At 62.2% G+C, this 21,077-nt stretch carries 20 protein-coding genes; 12 read left to right on the top strand and 8 right to left on the bottom strand.

Annotation, left to right across the window (positions count from 1 at the left end; all coding sequences use genetic code 11):
- Positions 1–21: 21 nt before the first annotated feature.
- A complete protein-coding gene (locus WCJ41_RS15105; protein ID WP_336906661.1) occupies positions 22–1,059 on the top strand; it encodes a glycosyltransferase family 2 protein in 1,038 nt (345 codons plus the stop codon).
- Positions 1,060–1,085: 26 nt separating this feature from the next.
- On the opposite strand, the gene WCJ41_RS15100 is transcribed toward WCJ41_RS15105, so the two are convergent.
- The 3 genes from WCJ41_RS15100 to WCJ41_RS15090 are packed head-to-tail and all read right to left on the bottom strand — an operon-like array spanning position 1,086 to position 3,079.
- Positions 1,086–1,841 (bottom strand): SDR family NAD(P)-dependent oxidoreductase, encoded by a 756-nt coding sequence (locus tag WCJ41_RS15100; RefSeq protein ID WP_336906660.1) that lies wholly within the window; start codon positions 1,839–1,841, stop codon positions 1,086–1,088.
- A 3-nt stretch (positions 1,842–1,844) separates the two neighbouring features.
- Positions 1,845–2,495: a ChrR family anti-sigma-E factor gene (locus WCJ41_RS15095; protein WP_336906659.1), complete on the bottom strand. Its 651-nt coding sequence runs from the start codon at positions 2,493–2,495 to the stop codon at positions 1,845–1,847.
- The gene (locus WCJ41_RS15090) at positions 2,492–3,079 is read right to left on the bottom strand and encodes a sigma-70 family RNA polymerase sigma factor (RefSeq protein ID WP_336906663.1); all 588 of its coding nucleotides are present in this window, start codon (positions 3,077–3,079) and stop codon (positions 2,492–2,494) included. Before WCJ41_RS15090 ends, WCJ41_RS15095 begins: the two co-directional genes overlap by 4 nt.
- Before the next feature lie 120 nt (positions 3,080–3,199).
- Here WCJ41_RS15090 and WCJ41_RS15085 point away from each other — a divergent pair, with 120 nt between their 5' ends.
- From WCJ41_RS15085 to WCJ41_RS15070, 4 genes are read left to right on the top strand one after another with little or no spacing between them, the layout of a single operon-like run.
- A complete protein-coding gene (locus WCJ41_RS15085) occupies positions 3,200–4,546 on the top strand; it encodes an FAD-dependent oxidoreductase (protein ID WP_336906658.1) in 1,347 nt (448 codons plus the stop codon).
- A 1-nt stretch (position 4,547) separates the two neighbouring features.
- The gene (locus WCJ41_RS15080; RefSeq protein ID WP_336906657.1) at positions 4,548–5,321 is read left to right on the top strand and encodes a DUF1365 domain-containing protein; all 774 of its coding nucleotides are present in this window, start codon (positions 4,548–4,550) and stop codon (positions 5,319–5,321) included.
- On the top strand, positions 5,318–6,514 hold the full coding sequence (locus WCJ41_RS15075; RefSeq protein WP_336906656.1) for a cyclopropane-fatty-acyl-phospholipid synthase family protein: 1,197 nt from the start codon (positions 5,318–5,320) through the stop codon (positions 6,512–6,514). The genes WCJ41_RS15080 and WCJ41_RS15075 overlap by 4 nt, the downstream gene beginning before the upstream one ends.
- 31 nt (positions 6,515–6,545) lie before the next feature.
- Positions 6,546–7,019, top strand: coding sequence for a DUF3833 family protein (locus tag WCJ41_RS15070; protein ID WP_336906655.1), 474 nt, complete (start codon positions 6,546–6,548; stop codon positions 7,017–7,019).
- On the opposite strand, the gene WCJ41_RS15065 is transcribed toward WCJ41_RS15070, so the two are convergent.
- Positions 7,004–8,992 carry a hypothetical protein gene (locus WCJ41_RS15065; RefSeq protein ID WP_336906654.1) on the bottom strand — a complete coding sequence of 663 codons (1,989 nt, stop codon included), beginning with the start codon at positions 8,990–8,992 and terminating at the stop codon, positions 7,004–7,006. The genes WCJ41_RS15070 and WCJ41_RS15065 overlap by 16 nt on opposite strands.
- Before the next feature lie 65 nt (positions 8,993–9,057).
- Positions 9,058–9,840 carry a DeoR/GlpR family DNA-binding transcription regulator gene (locus WCJ41_RS15060; protein ID WP_336906653.1) on the bottom strand — a complete coding sequence of 261 codons (783 nt, stop codon included), beginning with the start codon at positions 9,838–9,840 and terminating at the stop codon, positions 9,058–9,060.
- 201 nt (positions 9,841–10,041) lie between these two features.
- On the opposite strand from WCJ41_RS15060, the gene WCJ41_RS15055 reads away from it, so the two are divergent.
- The 6 genes from WCJ41_RS15055 to rhaI all read left to right on the top strand — a co-directional run bounded on the left by WCJ41_RS15055 (position 10,042) and on the right by rhaI (position 18,106).
- Entirely contained in the window at positions 10,042–11,589 is a 1,548-nt protein-coding gene (locus tag WCJ41_RS15055; RefSeq protein WP_336906652.1) for a sugar ABC transporter ATP-binding protein, read from the top strand.
- Positions 11,586–12,560, top strand: a complete 975-nt coding sequence (locus tag WCJ41_RS15050; RefSeq protein WP_336906651.1) for an ABC transporter permease — start codon at positions 11,586–11,588, stop codon at positions 12,558–12,560. Before WCJ41_RS15055 ends, WCJ41_RS15050 begins: the two co-directional genes overlap by 4 nt.
- Positions 12,557–13,501: an ABC transporter permease gene (locus tag WCJ41_RS15045; RefSeq protein ID WP_336906650.1), complete on the top strand. Its 945-nt coding sequence runs from the start codon at positions 12,557–12,559 to the stop codon at positions 13,499–13,501. Before WCJ41_RS15050 ends, WCJ41_RS15045 begins: the two co-directional genes overlap by 4 nt.
- A 65-nt stretch (positions 13,502–13,566) precedes the next feature.
- Positions 13,567–14,673: a substrate-binding domain-containing protein gene (locus tag WCJ41_RS15040; protein ID WP_336906649.1), complete on the top strand. Its 1,107-nt coding sequence runs from the start codon at positions 13,567–13,569 to the stop codon at positions 14,671–14,673.
- Positions 14,674–14,739: 66 nt separating this feature from the next.
- On the top strand, positions 14,740–16,809 hold the full coding sequence (locus WCJ41_RS15035; protein ID WP_336906648.1) for a bifunctional rhamnulose-1-phosphate aldolase/short-chain dehydrogenase: 2,070 nt from the start codon (positions 14,740–14,742) through the stop codon (positions 16,807–16,809).
- Between the two features lie 4 nt (positions 16,810–16,813).
- The gene (rhaI, locus tag WCJ41_RS15030; RefSeq protein WP_336906647.1) at positions 16,814–18,106 is read left to right on the top strand and encodes an L-rhamnose catabolism isomerase; all 1,293 of its coding nucleotides are present in this window, start codon (positions 16,814–16,816) and stop codon (positions 18,104–18,106) included.
- Here the strand turns inward: rhaI and WCJ41_RS15025 are convergent.
- A complete protein-coding gene (locus WCJ41_RS15025; RefSeq protein WP_336906646.1) occupies positions 18,103–18,516 on the bottom strand; it encodes a MerR family transcriptional regulator in 414 nt (137 codons plus the stop codon). The genes rhaI and WCJ41_RS15025 overlap by 4 nt on opposite strands.
- A gap of 351 nt (positions 18,517–18,867) precedes the next feature.
- On the opposite strand from WCJ41_RS15025, the gene WCJ41_RS15020 reads away from it, so the two are divergent.
- Positions 18,868–19,563: a response regulator transcription factor gene (locus tag WCJ41_RS15020; protein ID WP_336906662.1), complete on the top strand. Its 696-nt coding sequence runs from the start codon at positions 18,868–18,870 to the stop codon at positions 19,561–19,563.
- Here WCJ41_RS15020 and WCJ41_RS15015 read toward each other — a convergent pair.
- Both WCJ41_RS15015 and WCJ41_RS15010 read right to left on the bottom strand, forming a co-directional pair.
- Entirely contained in the window at positions 19,549–20,862 is a 1,314-nt protein-coding gene (locus tag WCJ41_RS15015) for a FliI/YscN family ATPase (RefSeq protein WP_336906645.1), read from the bottom strand. The two genes, WCJ41_RS15020 and WCJ41_RS15015, sit on opposite strands and share 15 nt — an antisense overlap.
- 29 nt (positions 20,863–20,891) lie before the next feature.
- A partial coding sequence (locus WCJ41_RS15010) for a flagellar basal body rod C-terminal domain-containing protein (protein WP_336906644.1) occupies positions 20,892–21,077 on the bottom strand: 186 nt, incomplete at its 5' end.

The raw sequence follows: 21,077 nt of genomic DNA, 5'->3' as shown, positions 1-21,077 counted from the left end.
CTGATGCAGAGGGATTGAGTCGTGGCGCAGAACCAGCAGACGAATGCAAAAATGGTTTCTCTGGTCGTGCCGGTCTTCAATGAAGAAGAGGCGCTACCGGCCTTTCTTGACGCCATTCGTCCAGGCATCCATGGCGTGAAGCAACTGTTGGGGCCGGAAGGACGAGTCGAGATCGTCTTTGTCGACGACGGCAGCCACGACGGTACGGCCAGTATGATCCGCCAGTCCAAGTCACCTGACTTCGACGTCATTCTTGTTCGCTTGAGCCGAAATTTCGGAAAGGAAAATGCGGTTTCAGCCGGCTTGAAGCATGCCCGCGGTCAGGCTGTCGTGCCCATGGACGTCGATCTCCAGGACCCGCCGGAGCTCCTGCCGGAGATGGTGCGGGTCTGGCTGCAAGGACGTCTGGTCGTGAACGCGAAGCGATCGCACCGAGGTTCAGACAGCCTCATCAAGCGTGCGACCAGCGAATGGTTCTATTCGATCTTCAACAGCATGTCGGATCATGCAATCGAGCCCAACGTCGGGGACTTCCGACTTCTCGACCGAAAGGTCGTTGACATAATCAATAGCCTGACCGAGCGGGTGCGCTTCAACAAGTCCATCTTCTCCTGGGTTGGTTTTGACCCATACACAATCACCTATCAGCGACCGGCCCGCTCTGCGGGTTCCACCAAGTGGAACTATTGGAAGCTGTGGAACTTTGCCCTTGATGGGCTGACCGGCTCGACGACGCTTCCTCTTCGGATGTGGACCTATGTCGGGAGTTTCCTTGTTCTTCTCATGGTCCTGTTTGCAGGCTTCATCATTCTGCGAGCCTTGATCTGGGGAATTGACGTACCAGGCTATGCATCACTCATGGTCGTCATGCTGCTGGTGGGTGCCGTAAACCTGGTCGCAATAGGCGTTCTTGGTGAGTATCTCGGTCGCATCTCAATCGAAGTGCGCGGCAGGCCCAGCTATCTCGTGTCTGAGCATATCATGGTTGGTGAAGTCGACCCGGTACAGGAAATCGCTTCAACCGAACTTGACACCAGTACTGGCAGGCCTCCGAACTAGCTCGGCTTGACCATGCCCTTCTGTGATCACTTCGCCTTCAGCACGAAGCGCGTGATGAGACGGAAGAAGAGCGGATAAGGCAACGCCCTGAGCGTCCGCAAGATCGCCACGAAGCGGCGCGGATAGGCAATCTCGAAGCGGCCTGCTGCGAGGCCCTCAATCGTGCGGCGACCGGCTTCTTCGGGTTGCATCAGGAAGGGCATTTCGAAGTCATTCTGCGCCGTCAGCGGTGTGGCGACGAACCCCGGGTTGATCACGCTGATGAGCACGCCCTTCAGCTTCATCTCGGGCTCAAGGCATTCCGCGAGGTTGATGAGAGCAGCCTTGGTCGGCCCATAAGCTGCAGCCTTGGGAAGCCCCATGAAGCCCGCAACCGAGGCAATCCACGAGATGTGCCCACTGCCACGCGCGGTCATCCGTGGCGCAACGGCGGCAAGGCAGTTCACCACGCCCATGTAGTTGGTGTTCATGGTGTGCGCGAAGAGGTCCGGATCGATGTTGTCCGCCGCGACGGGCGCGTAGGTCCCGGCGCCGAATACGACGAGGTCGATCGGGCCCAGCTCTGCCTCAACCTGCTCCGCCGCAAAATGGCAAGCCTTGGCATCCGTGACATCGAGGGGAATTGCAAGGACGCCTGGCCCAAGCGCCGCGAGCTTCTCAGGCGACCGCGCGGAAGCAGCAACCCTGACGCCCGCCGCCTTCAGCTGCAGGACAATCTCACGCCCGATGCCCGTCGAGGCCCCGGTGACCCAGGCCGTCTTCCAAGGCAGCGGTTTTCTCACGCCTCAGATGCCCACAAAGGGCTGCATCAGTCGCGCGGCAATGGACTTGAAGCGGGTCGGGCGCTCGGTGGCGACAAGGCAGATGCAGTCGCCATCCTGCTCGACCACCGGCCGGTGCTCGATTTCCTCGTCGAGGTCGGCCACGTCACCCGCCGCAAAGCGGCCCATATGATCGATGTAGGCGCCCTTCAGCACCATGGTGATTTCCTCGCCACCGTGGCCATGCTCGGGCATGGCGCGACCGGCGCCGATGCGCAGCAGCCTGAGCTGGCCCCTGGCCGAGGCCGGAAGTTTCACGTCGAAGATTGCCACGCCCGGCGCCTTCTTCTTCCAGGCGAGGTCATCGAGGTTGGCGACAGGCAGAAGCGAGGCAAGCGCGCGCGGCACGCTGGAGCGGGGAGCGGCCACCGGCAGGCGGTAGATTCCAGCCTGCTCCAGGGCGGCGAACGTCTTGCTGCGGCAATCATCCGAAACGGCCGAACTGCCTGCCGTCTCCAGAAGCTCGCCTCCCACAGCCTCGGCGGCGCGAACCGCGTTCCGGCAGGCCGGGCAAACGGCAACATGCGCCGCGGCAACCACCGAGAAAGCCTCGTCAAGCGTGCCCGCCGCATAGGCAAGCAGCGTGCTGTCATCGAGATGATGGTTCGGTTTCAAAGTCCGGCCTCCAATATGCGGCGCAGGTGCCCGTAGGCGAGACGCATGCGCGATTTCACTGTGCCGAGAGGGATCGACAGCTTCTCTGCGATCTCGCTCTGCGGCATTTCTTCAACAAAGGACAGGACGAGAATCTGCCGCTGCTCCTCGGGGATCCCCTGCAGGGCCCGGGCCACCAGCCCATCCTCCTGCTTGCGACCCAGAAGCTCCTCGCCTTCCGGCGCCTCTGACGGCTCGTCGTAGTCGCCGAGCTCCGTCGTCGGCATGTGCACGTCCCGCCGGATCCTGTCGATGCGCAGGTTCCTCGCAATGGTGAAAACCCAGGTCGTCACCGAGCCCTTGGAGGACTCATAGAGCGCGGCCTTGGTCCACACCGAGATCATCGCCTCCTGCACCAGATCCTCGGCGAGTTCAGCCGAAGTGTTCTTGCGCATGATGAAACTCTTGAGGCGCGGCGCGAAATGGTCGAACAGCTGGGCAAATGCCTGCCGGTCGCGGTTTTGCGCCACCCTCGTTATAAGAGACCGAAACAACGCCTCGAGGCGTTGTCTTTCCTCATTTTTTCGCCTGTCTGCCACGTTCATGACGGCATACATAGCATGTTCCCTTGTTTGACGGGGATACGCTTTCGGGGTAGGGCCGGATCACCTGATCCGTGCCCGGAGGCAGGGCGTACCGATTTTTCAGGCAAGGAACCAGATTTCGTGAAACCACGCCATATCGCCGTCGTCGGGTCGGGCATCGCGGGGCTTTCAGCTGCCTGGCTCCTGTCCCGCACCCACCGCGTCACGCTGATCGAGGCGGACGCGCGACCCGGCGGGCACGCCAATACCATCGACTGCGAGGTGCATGGCGCCGACGTCTCCGTCGACACCGGCTTCATCGTCTACAACCCCCCAGCCTATCCGAACCTGACCGCGCTCTTCGCCCGGCTGAAGGTGCCGACGGCCCCCTCCAACATGAGCTTTTCCGTGTCGATGGGGGAAGGCGCCTATGAATATGCGGGCACTGGCCTTTCCCAGCTGGTCGGACAACCCAAGAACCTGCTGAACCCGGGCCACTGGCAGCTGATGCGGGACATTCCGCGCTTTTTCAAGACTGCGCTCGCCAAGCTGTCGTCCCTGTCGGATGACGTGACGCTCGGCGAGTTTCTCAAGGCCGAGGGCTATTCCGACTACTTCCGCGACCGGCACCTGCTGCCCATGGCGGGCGCCATCTGGTCTGCTGCACCTGGTGACATGCGGGACTACCCGGCCAGGGCCTTCATCCGTTTCTTCGAGAACCACGGTCTCCTCAAGATCAGGAACCGCCCGCAGTGGCGTACCGTCAAGGGCGGATCGCGCGAATATGTCTCACGCGTCATCCGCGACGGCGCCTTCGAAACCAGGCTCCGCACGCCCATCGCCGCCATCCGCCGCACGGCAACAGGCGTCACGCTGCGCGCCGTCAACGGCCAGGAGCAGACCTTCGACGACGTGGTGCTCGCCTGCCATGCCGACCAGGCTCTGGCCATGCTGTCGGATGCTTCGCCGGAGGAACGCCGCCTGCTCTCCTGCTTCCGTTACTCGCAGAACCGGGCCGTGCTGCACCGCGACCAGCGCCTGATGCCGCGGCACCGCAGGCTGTGGGCAAGCTGGAACTATCTCTCCGGCCTGCCGCCGCATGGCGACGGGGCAAGTTCCGTCACCTACTGGATGAACAAGCTTCAGCCGCTCAGCGTCGACGTGCCACTTTTCGTCAGCCTCAACCCGCTCACCGAACCGGACGTCAGCAAGGTGCTGGGCGAATTTGACTATGCACACCCCATCTTCGATCCCGCCGCCATGGCCGCGCAGCGCGACATGTGGACGATCCAGGGCGCCCAGCACACCTGGTTCTGCGGCGCCTACATGGGCTCCGGCTTCCACGAGGACGGCATCCAGTCAGGCCTCGCAGTGGCAGAGCACCTGGGCTATCTGAAGCGCCCGTGGTCGGTCGCCAATGAATCCGGTCGCATTCACCTGGGGCCACAGGACCCGCGGTCGCCGCCCGTCCAAGTGTCCGTAGACTGACATGGCAGAAAGCTGCCTCTATCATGGCGAAGTCGTTCACCGGCGTCTCAATCCGCTGCGCCACGAACTGCGCTACCGCGTCTTCAATCTGCTTGCCGACGTCGATCAGTTGGACAAACTGTCAGGCTCACTGAAGCTCTTCAGCTACAACCGCCTGAACCTGTTCTCTGTCATGGACCGCAACCACGGGCCGGGCGACGGAACGCCGGTGCGCGAGCACGCCTGGAAACTGGTGCACGCTGCGGAGGGCGGCGCCTGCGTGGGCCGCGTCTTCATGTTCTGCTACCCGAGCGTGCTGGGCTATGTCTTCAACCCGATCACCGTCTACTATGGCCTTGATGGGGACGACCGGCTGCGCCTGATGATCTACGAGGTGAACAACACTTTCGGCGGCCGCCACTCCTATGTGCTGCCGGTGGGTCACAGCATGGCGCAGAGCGCGCCCAAGCACTTTTTCGTTTCCCCCTTCAATGCAGTGGAAGGCCACTACACCTTCAACTTCACGGCTCCTGAGGAGAAAATGGCCCTGGGCGTGGCCCTCAGTGTCGACGGGGCGGCAGTGCTCAAGGCCTATGTCAGCGGCACCCGCAGGCCGCTGACCGATGCCAACCTGCTGCGCTCCTTCTTGGGCTTTCCATTCCTCACCCTGAAGGTGATCGGCGCCATCCATCTTCATGCCTTGAAACTCTGGTGGAAGGGCCTCAAACTCAAACGCCGGCCTGCCGCCCCAAACCACACTGTCGACTATCTGCCCGAGGCTCATACACTGCCATGACCACCGAAACTCTTCACACGCGCGAGAGCCTCATCGGACAGGCCGTGGCCGCCACCGGGCGCCGCCTGATACCGCGCGATGTCGCGGGCGGCATCACCCTCACGCTGCCCTCGGGGCGCCAGCACCGCATCGGCTTCCAGAACCCGGGCATCCACTGCGATCTGGCACTGCGGAATTACAAGCCGGTGTTCTCTGCCATGCGCCGTGGCGCCGTGGGCTTCGCTGAAAGCTTCATGCTGGGCGATGTTGAGAGTTCCGACATCACCGCCGTGCTGCGATTCTACTTGGGGAACAGGGATGCCCTGAACCGCGCCGGCAAGTCGGTCTTCTTCAAGAGCATCGGCGACCGTATCTTCCACCTCCTGCAGCAGAACACGCGCGCCGGGTCTCGCCGCAACATCAGCGCCCACTATGATCTCGGCAATGACTTCTACGCCCAGTGGCTCGACGAGACGATGAGCTACTCGTCGGGCTTCTTCGGAAATGGCGCTGAGACGCTGGAAGCCTCCCAACTCGCGAAATACCGGCTGGTCATCGATGCGCTCCGCCTCGAAAAGCCCGCCAACATCCTTGAGATCGGCTGTGGCTGGGGCGGTTTCGCGGAAGTTGCCGCCGATAGCGGCCACCACGTCACGGGGCTCACCATTTCGCGTGAGCAACTCGACTTTGCCCGCAGCAGGCTGGGCGAGCGCGCCGAGATCCGCTTCCAGGACTACCGCGACACGACGGAGCAATTCGACGCCATTGCCTCGATCGAGATGATCGAGGCCGTGGGCGAAGCAAACTGGCCGACCTATTTCAAAGTATTGCACGACCGTCTGAAGCCGGGAGGCAACGCTGCCGTCCAGGCCATCACCATCGATCGCGGCCTGTTCGACGGTTACCGGCGCAAGGCCGACTTCATCCAGCGCTATATCTTCCCGGGCGGCATGCTTCCCACCAAGTGCATCCTCGCCGATCAGGCGCAGCGCGCAGGTTTGAACTTCGAGGCCGTCGAGGTCTTCGGCAACGACTACGCCCAGACGCTTGCCCTGTGGCGGGAGCGCTTCGAGGCGGCGTGGCCGTCAATCGCCAAGCTCGGCTTCGACGAGAAGTTCCGTCGCCGCTGGACCTATTATCTCTCCTACTGCGAGGCTGGCTTCCGCGAAGGCTCAATCGACGTCGGCATTTACCGTTTCCACCGGCCTGAGTGATCGGCTGCCGGGCTGGCGCCGTAGTTGGGTCATGCTCAAGCGCAATGATACGGCTCCCTTCGATCTGCTCTCCTGGCTGGAGGGCGTTACTTATGCCAACGGCGTCTTCGAGGACCGCAAGGGCCGCGTTCGTCGCCGCTTCACCGTGGACATGAACGGCCAGGCAGACGGCAACACCCTGCGCCTGCATGAGCGTTTCATCTTTGATGACGGCGAGCGGCAGGAGCGCACTTGGGTGCTAACCCGCGGGACCGGTCGTAACTTCACAGGCCGCGCCGATGACTCCGTTGCGGAGGCACAGGGCCGCTTTGCGGAGGGCGTTGCCTATCTCGCGTCAGATCTCAGGCTCAAGATCGGCAAGCGCGCCATCGCCATGCATTTCGATGATGCTTTCTACGAGGCAGGCCCGGGCCTCGTCCTCAACCGCTCGACCATGAGCAAGTGGGGCATTCGCCTCGGCCAGATCCTGATCCAGTTCCGCAAGGCCGATCAGCGGTCGCCGTAGAGCATGTCATAGACGACCGGCCTCAGCGTCAGCATCAGGCTGTCCGCCATCGCGGCATGGCCCTCGGCGGACGGGTGAAGCGCACCCGTCGTCTCGGAGAACACCGCGGCCGAGGCCTTCTCGTCCAGTTTCCCGAACCGGTCCCGTACCTTCTGGTTGATAACGAGGTAGGCATCGTTGAAGGTCCGCACCCAGCGCTGGCGCAGGGCATAGGGGTAATTCTGTGTCGCTGGATCGTATGGTCGCCAGGCACCTTCCTTGCCGGAGAGGCTGGTCTGGCAGGTCTGGGTATCGCGCTCCGCCGTGCCGTGGCAGGGCATCATCAACTGTTCTGCCGGGTCGGTGATTCGCTTGATATTCTGGGCGCAGAAGCCGTGGCCCTCGAACATCTTGTCGGCATAGATGCGCCCCGCAAAGGTCCAGCCATGGTCGCCCGCAAGGTCGCGCATGCGCGTGTAGAGGCGGGAGAACTGTTTGCGCACCTTGGCCAGTCGGTCGGGCCGCGCGGTGAGCCAGGACGAGAACATGTCGAGCGACTGGTTGGCGGCGTAGCGGTCCGCGCCATCGCCATCCTCGGGTGAGGCCTCGCAAATGTCACCAGTCTCATTGGTGACAAGATCCGGATAGGCCGTGAGCACGATACGGGATGGGTCGAATACGCCATCACCGGCGGAGGTGACGGGCAGAGTGCGTTCCATTGCGGAGGCAAGCTGCGCATAGGCGTCGGGCAGGATGTCGCGCATGCGTGCCGCGAATTCCTTTGCGCTCACCGTTGCGCCAAAGAACGAGGCGATGGTGGCAGAGACGGAGTCGCGCAGCGACGCCCAGGCGACGATGTTGGAGAAGCCAATGTCATTGCCGCCCACCGACAGGAAGATGAAGTCCAGCGAGCGGCGGAAGTTGTTTCCAGGGCAAGTGGGTATGCCGTCCTTCGTCTCCGGCTTGTCGCGGCAGAGTTCGCGCATCAGGCGGTAGAGTTGCGAGTCCTTGGCTCCGCCCGCGATCATCGGTGCCGCAAGCTGTGCCGAGCGCTCGGTGCTCGCGACGCGCTCGACATAGGTCTGGGGACCCAGGATGCCCTCCGCGATGCTGGCGCCGGAACAGGAGTAGTCGAGGAAGGTGACCGAGGCCTGCGGGTTCTCGATGGCAATCTGCAGCGCAGCGCGCAGCTGCTGGCCATAAAGCGAGCGGTGGCAGAGTTCATCCGTCCATTCGGCATTGCCGCCTGCATCGTTCTGTCGGCGGAGTGGATAGAAATTCCGGAAGCGGCGGGTATCACTGAAGGCGACGGGGCGGTTGGGGTTGCCCTCACCGGAGGCAAAGCTGTCACCGAGCCCCGCGATCAGCAGGTCCTTCACACGCGCCTCGGTGATGATGGGTGCCTCGCCGACAACATTGACCGAGATTTCTGCACCACCCGGATAGGGGAGTTCGACACCGGCGCCGCTCACCCGGTCGGCGCAGGAGGTCTGGGCCACGACCTGCCCGCCGATCCGCCACTCGCACACCGCCGTGGCAGGAACGTTCTGTCCTGACAGCCACATCTCGATCGCGTTCGACTGCGGCGTGACATAGGCATCGATTCCGCCACAGGCGGAGTAGGTGCGCTTCTTCGGATCATAGCAGGTCGCGTCCTGACCCTTGGCGGCCCAACCGCGCCAGTCGACGTTCTTGCGCAGGATGTTGCTAAAGGCGATGAAGCGGTCATTCAGCACATGCTCGGAGCCGACAACAGAGCTGCGGGCAACGAAGGAATCGCGCGCATCCGAGGCCATGCCCTGCTGGTCGACGTGGAGCAGATATTGGCGCCAGGCATTCTCGTGCTGCTTGAAGAAGCCCGGATCCTGGAACATCCGGAACCGGTTGGTGACCTGCCATTCGATCTTGAACTGGCTGGTATTGAGGGTCTGCGCCTGCGCCGGAGCGGCGAAGACACTGAGCAGCACGGCAATGAATAAAATCACTCTCGACATGGGCAGGCTTATAACCGCAAAACCCGGCCAAGTTTGGGCAGAGCGCCCAAAAACCTATGAAAAACTCATGAAAATTCGGCATTCGGCCGGGCGATGATCACCCGTATGCCGGCGTCTGTGAGCATCTTGTGATTTGCCTCGGAAATCCCGTCGTCGGTGATCAGCGTGCCGATGCGGTTGAGGGGCATCATGGTGTTTCGCGCGCGCATGCCGAACTTGCGGCTGTCGGCGAGCACGATCACTTCATCGGCCTGCTGCAGCAATAGCTCGGTCTCCCTCACGATGAGAGGATGTGATTCCTGTATGCCCGCAGGCGTGATCGCCTGTGCGCCGAGGAAGAATTTTGAGGCGTAGAATTCTGGCGGCCCCGCCTGCGGTGAAAACACGAGGCCTGGCTCGCGGTAGAGTTCGCCACCGGCCAGCGACAGGTGGCAGGTGCCGTTCTGCCACAGCGTCGCGGCCAGCGGCATGGAGTTGGTGAAGATCCTCACGTTGCGGTTCGCCAGCAGCAGCGCGAAGAGGTAGCAGGTCGATCCGCCGTGGATGATCAGCGCATCGCCATCCTGCACGAGGGCTGCCGCCTCCCGGGCAATCTCCTTCTTGGCTGCCACCCCCAGCATCTGGTTCTCGGTGAAGGGCCGCGCCGTGACGCCCTCGAGGCCCCCCGCCTCCGCGGCGGCGATGCCGCCAAACACCTTGCGCACCGCTCCCGTCGCGTGGAGCTTGCCGATATCACGCCGGATGGTGGCTGGCGAAGCGTCCACCACCGCCTGCAGGTCGCGGACCGAGGCAAAGGGCCGGTCCCGCAGCAGGTCCAGCATTAACTTGTGGCGCTCGGCTTCGGTCATTGATCGTCCCACGTCATGTGAGTAACTTTACTCATTTGTGCACTGCAAAAATCACTCAAAGCTCATAAACTAACTCACTTGACGCTTTTTGCTCACAGATGTCTATTATCGCTCACCGCTTGTGGCCTGTAAACAGGCCCGGAAGAGACCCGTGGACAAAGTGAATCGCGGGCGGCGGCAGGGTGGAATGGGAGCGATCACATGCGAACCGAGCATATTGGTGACGCAGCGGCATCAGGTGCCGGGCTACCCATTGAATTGCGCGGGATTTCCAAGTCCTTCGCCGGCATCAAGGTGGTGAATGACGTCAGCTTCGACATGCGCCCCGGCGAGGTGCATGCGCTGATGGGCGAGAACGGTGCCGGCAAGTCCACCCTGATCAAGGTGATGGCTGGCCTCTACCAGCCGGACGAGGGCCAGATCCTCGTGAACGGCGCGGTGGTACGTTTCACCTCGCCCAAGGATGCCCATGCCGCCGGCATCGCCACCGTTCACCAGGAACTGCTGCTCTTCCCCGAACTGACAGTGGCCGAGAACATCTTCCTCGGCCAGACGCCCAAGACCTCCTTCGGCACCATCGACTGGCAGACCATGCGCCAGCGCTCGCGTGAGCTCCTCGACTCGCTCGACAGCGGCGACCTCGACATCGACCAGAAGGTGGCGCACCTCTCGGTCGGCAACCGCCAGAGGATCGAGATCGCCCGGGCGCTGGCCCAGGACGCCCGCGTGCTGATCATGGACGAGCCCACGGCGGCCTTGGCCGAACATGATGTGCAGCGGCTCATGAGCATCGTACGCAATCTCCGGAAACGCGGCGTGGCCATCGTCTATGTCAGCCACCGCATGCCGGAGATCTTCGCGCTCGCCGACCGCGTCACCGTGCTGCGCGACGGCCACCTGGTGGCAACGAAGCCCATCTCGGAGGTCGACGAGCCAGGCCTCGTCTCCATGATGGTCGGCCGCTCCATCGACCGGCTCTATCCGGCGAAGCAAGGCACGGACGGCGACGTCATCCTCGAGCTCACCGCTGTCTCCCACCGCAGCGTGGTGCGCGACATTTCCTTCAAGCTGCGGCGCGGCGAAATCCTCGGCCTCGCAGGCCTCGTCGGATCGGGCCGCACCGAAACGGCCCTCACCATCTTCGGCATCACGCCTGCCACGCAGGGCCAGATCCTGATCGACGGCAAGCCCGTCTCCATCACCTCGCCCGAAGGTGCTCGCGATTTGGGGATCGCCTATGTGCCGGAAGACCGCGCCCAGCAGGGCCTGATCCGGCCGCAGTCCATCGAGGAGAACATCGCTCTCGCCAATCTGAAGCGGCTGACGCGCGGCATCTTCGTCGACGCAGCAAAGGTCGCCGCGGAGGCGCGAAACGCCATCACCCGCTTCGGCATCAGGGCGCGTGGACCCGACCAGCTGGTGCGCCAGCTCTCCGGTGGCAACCAGCAGAAGGTGGTACTCGGCAAGTGGCTCGCTACCAACCCGCGCATCCTCATCATGGACGAGCCGACGCGCGGCATCGACGTGGGCGCCAAGGCCGAGATCCATCAGCTGATGCGCAAGCTCGCCGGCGAAGGCATGGCAATCCTGATGATCTCTAGCGAGCTTCCCGAAGTGCTGGGCATGAGCGACCGCGTGCTGGTCATGAACGGCGGCCGCATCGTCGGCGAGTTCGACAAGGACCACGCCACGGCGGAAGCGGTGGGCACGGTGATGACGCGCAGCTACGACAAGGAGCAGGCGGCATGAGCGTGGCTGCCCTCTCACCCGGCCGGACCAACCTGCACCGCTTCCTCTCGGGCTATGGCCAGGAGATCGTGGTGGCGCTCTCCATCGTGGCGCTCTTCGTCGTGGTGGGTGCGGTCAACCAGCGCTTCCTCTCCGACACCAACATCAATTCGATCTTCGCCGGCAACGCCTATATCGCCATCGCCGCGATCGGCATGTCGATGGTCATCATCGCCGGCCACATCGACGTCTCGGTCGGTGCATTGATCGGCGTCATCGCCACCATCGCCGGCACGCTGGCGGTGAGCGGTTATCCGATCTGGGTGGCATGGCTGGTTCCCATTCTCTTCGCCATCGCGGTCAACGCCGGCGTGGGCGCGCTCGTTGCCTATACGCGTATACCATCGATCGTCGTCACGCTCGGCATGCTGTCGATCCTCAAGGGCGGCCTGATCAGCGCCACGGCGGGCGAATGGATATCCAACCTGCCGCCTGAATTCATGATCGCCCAGATGCGGCCATTCGGCATTCCGTCTGCCGTGTGGTTCATGGTAGCGCTCACCATCATCGCCTCCCTCTTCCTGCGCTACACGGACTTCGGCCGTTCCATCTATGCGGTGGGCGGAAACATGGAGGCGGCGCGCGCGGCAGGCATCAACCCCGAGCGCACGGTGATCGGCGTCTTCGCGCTGCATGGCCTCTTCGCGGGGATCGCCGGCATTCTCTTTGCCACCCAGCTGCAAGTGATCCAGTCCACCGTGCCGCCCAACCTCGAACTCACCATCATCACCGCCTCGGTAATCGGCGGCGTGTCGATCCTCGGTGGCACCGGCACGGTGATCGGCTCGACTCTGGCTGCCATCCTCTTCGCCTGCATCGGCTCGGCGCTCATCTTCCTCAACGTCTCGGCCTACTGGCTGCGCGCCGTGCTGGGCCTGATGATCCTCGCCACCGTGCTCGCCGACATGGTCCGCCGCCGGAGGGACACATGACGGCGGCAAAGGTCTTCCGGCATGAGACAATCCTCGCGGTCCTCACCGTCATCGCGATGATCGTGCTCGCCTCGCTCTCCGACAAGTTCTTCACTGTCGACAACCTGCTGAACCAAGGCCGGCTGATGGCGGAGGTGGGACTCATTTCGCTCGCCATGACCTTCGTCATCGTCACGGGCGGCATCGATCTCTCGGTGGGCTCCATCCTCGGGCTCACCGCCATCCTGCTCGGCGTGTTCTGGAAGAATGTCGGCCTGCCGCTGCCTGCGGCCATGTTCCTCGCACTCGCCTGCGGCACCTTCGCGGGCTGGGTGAACGGCTTCATCATCACCCGCTTCAGCGTGCCGCCGCTGATCGCCACGCTGGCGACGCTGGCGCTCTACCGCGGGCTGGCGGAAGGCATCAGCGAGGCCCGCTCGGTGCGCGGCTACCCCGAATGGTTCTTCTTCTTCGGCCAGGGCGAGGTTCTGGGCGTTCCCTTCCAGCTCTGGGTGCTGGGCATCGCCACGGCGATCGCCGCTGTGATCCTGGGGCTGACCCCCTTCGGCCGCGCCACCTACGCAATCGGCGCCAATGAGGTGGCCGCACGCTTCTCCGGCATCCGCGTCAATGCGACGAAGCTATGGATCTACACGGCGTCCGGCTTCTGCGCGGCGCTCGCGGCGGTGATCTTCGTGTCGCGCGTCACCACCACGCGCTCCGACATGGGCACCGGGCTGGAGCTCGATGCGATCACCGCCGTCGTGCTCGGCGGCACCTCGATCTTCGGCGGGCGCGGCACCATCATCGGCACGGCACTGGGCCTGATCCTGATTCAGGCGCTGAAAAACGGATTGGCGCTGTCGGGCGTCAAGGGCGACGGCACCATCGTCGTCATCGGATTGGTTTTGATCGGCGCGATCCTGGTGGGCGCGTTGTTCGACAGGAACAGAGGCGGCTGACCAAGGGAGGCTGTCTCCGGGCTCAACCGCCTGTGAGCCAAGGAGACAAACATGGGAGAAACGACATGAAGAAACTGACCCTCGCCGCCATCTTGGGCCTCGGCCTGATGAGCGGCTCAGCCCTTGCCGCTTCCGCCTGGACCGGCGGCGACGATCTGCCGACCAACCCGCTCGCCTGCGACGGCACGCCGGCGGCGGCGGTTGCCAAACCCTTTGACGGCGGCGTTCCCACCAACCCGCCGGACCGCAAGGGCAAGAAGATCACCGTGGTCGACGTGCCGAAGCTGATCGGCATCGGCTACTTCAACGCCACCTCCAAGGGCATCGCCGACGCCGCCGCCGAACTCGGCAATGTCGACGCCAAGACCGACGGCCCGACCAAGGCCAACATCGACGAGCAGATCACCTTCCTCGACAACTACATCACCAGCGGCGTTGACGGCATCCTGTTCGCCGCCAATGACCCCGTGGCCATCGCGCCGGTGCTGAAGAAGGCGCTGGAGAAGGGCATCAACGTGGTGGGCTATGACGCCAACTCGACGCCGGACGCCCGCCAGTGGTTCGTCAACCAGGCGCAGTTCAACGGCATCGCCAAGGCGCTGGTGGACAACATGGCCAAGGAAGCGGGCGAGGATGCGGGTGTCGCCATCGTCACCTCCACCTTCACCACGCCCAACCAGGCGCGCTGGATCGCCGAGATGGCGACCTATGCCGCGCAGTGCCACCCGAAGATGAAGTGGCTCGAGACGGTGGAAGCCCAGGAAGACAACAACCTGTCCTTCAACCAGGCCACCACCCTCATCAACAAATATGGCGATGACCTGAAGGGCATCTTCGGCATGACCTCGGTAGCGACTCCGGCCTCGGCCGAAGCCGTGACCCAGGCCAGCAAGTGCGGCAAGATCTCGGTTGTGGGTCTCGCCACGCCGAATGCCATGAAGCCCTATGTCGAAAAGGAATGCGTGAAGTCGGTGGTGCTGTGGAACCCCGTCGATCTCGGCTACGCCGCGATGATGGTGCTCCGTTCCGTGGCTGACGGCACGCTGCAGCCGGGCGCCACCTCGGTGAAGGCCGGCAAGCTCGGCGATCTCCAGGTCATCAACGGCTCGGAAATCCTGCTCGGCTCACCCTACACCTTCACCAAGGAAAACATTGGCCAGTTCGACTTCTAAATATCAAACCCCAGAGCGCGCCGGGCAACACCCGGCGCGTTCGTTCTTCCCGAAAGCGAGTGCACCATGAGCAATTCCGCCACTGTCCCTTCCCTGTGGGACGACGCCAAGGCCGCCAAGATGGATGAGCCGGGCCTCCTCCTCTATCGCTCAAATCTGCTGGGCGCGGATTTGCGCATCACCAATTTCGGCGGCGGAAACACCTCTGCCAAGGTCGTGGCGAAGGACCCGCTGACGGGCAACCCCACCACCGTGCTGTGGGTCAAGGGCTCCGGCGGCGACATCGGCTCGATGAAACTCGATGGTTTCGCGACCCTCTACATGGACAAGCTCGAATCCCTGAAAGGTCTCTACAAGAGCCTCGACCATGAAGATGCGATGGTGCACGCACTGAACCACTGCATCTTCGAGCTCAATCCGAGGGCACCCTCGATCGACACCTGTCTTCACGGCTATGTGCCCTACCCGCATGTCGACCACGTGCACTCCGATGCCGTCATCGCCATCGCCGCCTCGGAAGATTCCGAAAAGCTCACGAAGGAAATCTTCAGCGACGAGATGGGCTACCTCCCCTGGCAGCGCCCCGGCATCGATCTTGGCATCAAGCTTGGCGAAATGGCGAAGAAGAACCCGCAGTATGTGGGCGTCGTGCTCGGCAGCCACGGCTTGTTCACCTGGGGCAACACCGCGAAGGACTGCTACGACACGACACTGCGCATCATCAACAAGGCCGCCGTCTGGCTGGAACGCAACGCCGCCAAGCCCGCCTTCAAGGGCGCCAAGGTCGAGACCCTGCCGGATGCCGAGCGCGGCGCCGTGGCGCTGCGCCTGCTGCCCGAAATCCGTGGCCGCATCTCGAAGCACGAGCGCAAGATCGGGCACTTCGTCGATTCTCCCGAGGTGCTGGAATTCGTGAACTCCATCATGCTGGAGATGCTGGCGCCGCTCGGCACCTCCTGCCCCGACCACTTCCTGCGCACCAAGATCCGTCCGCTGATCGTGCCGCACGACGCCGATGGCGCGGCGCTCGACAAGCTGATCGAATGCTACCGGGCCGACTACGCGGCCTATTACGAGCGCTGCAAGCACGCAAACTCACCCGCCATTCGCGATCCGAATGCGGTGATCTACCTCGTGCCGCGCGTCGGCATGCTGTCATTTGCCAAGGACAAGGCAACCGCCCGCATCGCAGCCGAGTTCTACGTGAATGCCATCAACGTGATGCGCGGCGCATCGGGCGTTTCGGCCTACAAGGGCCTGCCGGAGCAGGAGGCCTTCAACATCGAGTACTGGCTGCTCGAGGAGGCCAAGCTCTCGCGCATGCCGAAGCCGAAAAGCCTCGCGGGCCGCGTCGGCTTCATCACGGGTGGTGCTGGCGGCATCGGATCGGCGATCGCCGCGAAGCTGCTTTCCGAAGGCGCCTGCGTGGTGCTGGCGGACATCGACCAGACCTCGCTCGATGAGGTGACGGCTGGCTTTTCCAAGACCTACGGCAAGGACAACGTCCGGGGCGTGAAGATGGATGTCACCTCGGAAGACGCCGTGATTCGCGCCATGGACGAGACCGCACTGGCTTTTGGCGGCGTTGACATCGTCGTCAACAATGCCGGCATCACCATCGCGGCACCCGTGGAGGACACGACCCTCGACCTCTGGAACAAGAACCAGGCCGTCATGGGCACGGGCTACTTCCTTGTTGGCCGCGAAGGCTATCGCCTGCTGAAACGCCAGAACCTCGGTGGCTCCATGGTGTTCATCTGCTCCAAAAATGCCGTGGCCGCCTCTCCGGGTGCTTCCGCCTACTGCGCCGTGAAGGCAGGAGAACTGCACCTTGCGCGCTGCATGGCACTTGAGGGCGCGCCGCTTGGCATCCGTGTCAACGTGGTGAACCCGGATGCCGTGCTGCGCGGCTCCAAGATCTGGCAGGGCCCGTGGCGCGAGCAGCGCGCTGCATCTCTCAAGATTGGCCAGGACGAGCTGGAGGAGCACTACCGCAAGCGCTCGCTACTGCAGCGCTCCGTCTATCCGGAGGACATTGCTGAGGGCGTCTACTTCTTCGCCTCTGATCTCTCCAACAAGTCGACGGGCAATTTCCTCAACGTCGATGCCGGCAATGCCGCATCCTTCACGAGGTAGCGCAATGAGCTTTGCGATTTCCGAAGACTACATTGCGACTGAGAACGCGAAGCATGAGGCTGCGCAGACTGAGGATTACGACGCGCTCGGCAGGCAGTTGGCGCGACGGGGTATTTCCATCGAGGCAATGACCGAGCGGGCGATGTCCTATGCGGTTGCCGTACCAACCTGGGGCGTGGGTACTGGCGGCACGCGGTTTGCGCGTTTTCCCGGCCCCGGCGAGCCGCGCAACATTCATGACAAGCTTGAGGACTGCAGCGTCATCAACCAGCTGACCCGCGTGACACCCAACGTCTCACCACATTTTCCGTGGGACAAGGTGAAGGACTACAACGCACTGCGCCAGGAAGCGGCCTCGCATGAATTGGGCTTCGACGCAGTCAATTCGAACACCTTCCAGGACCAGCGCGACCAGCGCCTTTCCTACAAGTTCGGTTCGCTCACCCATGCCGACAAGGCAACACGCATGCAGGCGGTAGAGCATAATCTGGAATGCATCGAGATCGGGCGGCAGCTTGGCTCAACAGCGCTCACCGTCTGGATTGCGGATGGTTCGAACTTCCCCGGCCAGTCGAACCTCAATGCCGCGTTTGACCGCTACATGGAAGCGCTGCGCATCGTCTACGACGCGCTGCCCACGGACTGGTACGTGTTTCTTGAGCACAAGCTCTACGAGCCAGCATTCTATTCGACGGTCATCTCCGACTGGGGTTCAAGCTTCATGGCAGCTCTCGAGCTCGGCCCCCGGGCTCGCTGCCTCGTCGACCTGGGGCATCATGCGCCCAACACCAACATCGAGCAGATCGTGGCACGGCTGATTCGCGCCAAGAAGCTGGCCGGTTTCCATTTCAATGATTCGAAATACGGTGACGATGACCTTGATTCGGGCTCGGTCGATCCTTTCCGCCTGTTCCTGGTGTTCAATGAACTGGTGGATGCGGAGTTGCGCCAGGTGGAAGGATTTTCACCTGCCTACATGATAGATCAGTCGCACAATGTGACGGATCCGATCGAAAGCCTCACGGTGTCGGCGATGGAAATCCAGCGCGCTTTCGTACAGGCGACGCTGATTGACCGGAAACTGCTGGAGTCTGCGCAGAGCGCAAGCGACGTGATGCTGGGCCACCGCATCATCAAGCAGGCCTTCATCACCGATGTGTCGCCGATCCTCGCAGAAGCAAGACGGCGAAAGGGAGGAGCGATCGACCCGCTCGGCCTCTATCGGTCGAGCGGTTATCGCGTGGCGAAGACGGAGGAACGCCCCCCTGTCGAGGGCACCTCCGCCGGCATCGTCTAGGCGACGAGGCTGTCGAGGGCGCTACTTGTCTTCTCGATCTGCATGAGAAGTTCGCCCTGGCGGTTCTTGAGCAGGTCGAGGTGCTGCTTCAGGTGGCGCACTGCTTTCTCGCTGGACAGCACGTCTTCCTCTGGCGCGAGCATGTCGAGAATCTCACGAATCTGGGCGATGGAAACACCCAACCGGCGCAGGGTGAGGATATTTTTGAGGCGCCGCACGTCACTTGCGAGATAGGTGCGGAAGCGGCCATGCCTTGGCGGCGAGATCAACTCGACACGCTCGTAGAAACGGATTGTCTTCGGATCGGTGGCCGTCAGCTTGGCCAGTTCCCCAATGAAGAGGAAGCCATCCTGAGGCACGAGGCTATCCTCGGGCTGTGTCATGGCACTGTCCTTGAGCAGGTTATCCATGGGTCTCCTCATATTACAGGTTGAATCGATCGGTCGTCTGGTCACAGTTAAACCTCGGCGGAATATTCGCGTCAAGGGTGTATTAATAATTTTATACCACCTTTTCGGGTACCCGTCTGAGACGACCCCCTGTGTCATTTTCCAAGTTGAACAGGCTATACAAAGTGTAAATTAATGCTGTTGGAGTATTAAATGATATCATATGGACTATAAGTCATTTTATGAATTCAATTACTGTTAGTATAAATCCATGATTTATTTGGTATTTAATGAATTATTAACGAGATATTCTTGAAACTGCTCTTGCCAACTAGATCGGCATCCCGAAAACTTAAGAAGGCAGACTGCAAAATGATCATTCTCGTCGATGACCGCAGCGATGTGACGGACGCCTATTGCGCCAGCTTTGGGCGCGAAGGCATTTCCGCCGCCAGCTTCACGCCGACCGATTTCAACAGTTGGTTCCATTCAACAAGCGGCCCCGACCTTGCTGCAGTTGAGGCTTTCATCCTTGGTGACTTCGATCATCGGGAAACGGTGACGCGCGCCATCAAGACACGTTCGGAAGCGCCCGCCATTGCTCTCAATGATTCGACAGGTCTCGAATCAACACTGAAGCTCTTTGCGGCCGGGATGGACGACGTGGTGCGAAAGCCGGTGCATGCCCGCGAAATCATTGCCCGCATCGGCGCAATTCGCCGGCGTGCCAGCATTCAACTCAAGGCAACCGACCTCGGGGACCTGCGCGTTTTCAACGACGGCCGTGATCCCGAAGTCGGCGGACGCTCGCTGGTGCTTCCGCGGCGGGAACGGAGGATTCTGGAGTATCTCGCGGGCAACAGGAACCGCCGCGTGAGCCGTAACCAGATCTTCAATGCCGTCTATGGGCTCTTCGATGAGGAAGTTGAGGAAAGTGTAGTCGAAAGCCACATCAGCAAGCTGCGGAAGAAGCTGCGCAACGTGCTTGGCTATGATCCCATCGATACCAAGCGCTATCTCGGCTATCAGATTCTCTCGCGCGAACAGGTAGCTTCAGAGGCTGCCTGACAGCGCGACGGCAATCTCCCGGAACGGATCATCCGACGGCGGATCCGAGACCTGCTGGGCAAGAACCCTGTAGAGCCTGGGCACAACGTCAATGGCGCGGTCGAGTTCAGGGTCCGCACCAGGCGCGTGGCCACCCATCGCACGAAGGTCACGCGTGTTCTCGAAGCGCGCCACGAGCTTCCTCAGCTCCTGCACGGCCTTGGCCTGGTCAGGCGTCCATACTCGTTGAGACAGGCGGGAGAGCGACGAAAGAAGATTGACCGCGGGGTAACGGCCCTGCTCCGCAATGGCCCGGTCGAGTACAATGTGTCCATCGAGCGTGCCACGAACAGCATCCGCCACCGGGTCGTTGTGATCGTCGCCATCAACCAGGACGGAATAGATGCCAGTGATGGTGCCCTGCCCATCAACTCCGGGGCCGGCGCGCTCCAGAAGCTGCGGAAGATCGCTGAACACCGACGGGGGATAGCCGCGCGCCACAGGTGGTTCACCCGCTGCCAGGGCTACCTCGCGGCATGCATGGGCATATCGGGTAACAGAATCCATGATCAACAGGACATTCTGTCCAAGGTCACGGAAGTGTTCGGCCAGAGACGTCGCGAGTTGTGGCGCGAGGCGCCGCATCATTGCGCTCTCATCACCAGTTGCAAGAACTGTGATCGCCGTTGCCGCTGCAGCGCCCAGCGTGTGCTCGACAAATTCGCGGACCTCGCGCCCTCGCTCACCGACCAGGGCGACAATCACACTGTCAAAGGCGGCCGCGCGCGCGAACATAGACAGCAGAGTTGACTTGCCGACGCCCGATCCGGCGAAAACGCCGATGCGTTGCCCGAAGCAAAGGGGCGTGAAGAAATCAACCGCCCTGACCCCCGTGCCGAGGCCCTTCGAGACGATCTGTCGTGCCATGGCGGCAGGTGGGGAGGATACGAGCCGCAACGGGCGCTCACCCCTGAGCAGGCCGCTGCCACCATCCGCCGGCCGCGCCAATGCATCTATGATGCGACCACGCCAGCTTTCATGGGGATGATAGACAATCTCGCCACGTGTGTGCACCGGATCGTCCAACGCCACGGAAGCCCTAACATTGTAGAGCTTGCAATGAGCGACGTCGTGATCGAGGCGGATCACTTCGGCAAGCTCGGCACCACGTGCCGTAGTGATCTCGACGAGTGACGCAAGGCGGAGGCCGGACGAGAGACCGGCGACTTCCAGCACGCCAGGCCCAATGGCACGGATTTCACCAAGGGAGCGCGCAAACGGCATTTCTGCCGCGGCCGCTGTCACCCGACGGGCGAGCATTTGAAGCTTGAAATTCGAGGAATGTCCGCTCACCCGCTGCGCGCGCCAAGGCTCTGAATTGTATCACGAAAGGCCTGGTCGCGCTGTTCCAGGCTGGCGCTCATTGCTTCAAAGGCCCGTTGAACGGCAATGAGCCGCGTCATCTCAAGTACTGGATTGACGTTCGAATCCTCCGTAAAGCCCTGGACGATCCCATCGCGCGTAAAATCATCAAT

This window comes from Aestuariivirga sp. (assembly GCF_037139295.1).
Lineage (GTDB): Bacteria > Pseudomonadota > Alphaproteobacteria > Rhizobiales > Aestuariivirgaceae > Aestuariivirga.
The sequence above is the reverse complement of the archived record's forward strand: the minus strand, read 5'-3'. Positions and strand labels throughout refer to the sequence as shown.